The 273-nt window shown below is 71.4% G+C and carries 1 protein-coding gene; it reads left to right on the forward strand.

Features of this window, described 5'->3' with window-relative positions:
• Nucleotides 1–11: 11 nt before the first annotated feature.
• Nucleotides 12–273 (forward strand): hypothetical protein (locus HKX41_11480; protein NNC24753.1); only part of this gene is annotated, 262 nt, incomplete at its 3' end.

Here is a 273-nt window from a genome sequence, read left to right on the forward strand (position 1 = left end):
CACCCACGCCGATGGAGCAGATCGCCGCGCGCCTGGCCGACCTGGTCCGGCACGAAGTCGATGCATGTTTCCAACGTCAGATCGGCCCGCTCGCGCGCCAGTTGCAGGACGTGATCGGCGCCGCCCAGTCCAACGGCTTGCTGCCTCCCCAAACCACCGGTTCCGCGCACCCCGACGAGTCGCGCGCAGCCGGCCGCGACGGCGATTCCGCCGCTCGCCCCGACCGCGACAACAACCCCAACGACGCCGCACAGGCGAACGGTCCGGCCGCTT

Source organism: Salifodinibacter halophilus, from assembly GCA_012999515.1.
In the GTDB taxonomy this organism is placed as follows: domain Bacteria; phylum Pseudomonadota; class Gammaproteobacteria; order Nevskiales; family Salinisphaeraceae; genus Salifodinibacter; species Salifodinibacter halophilus.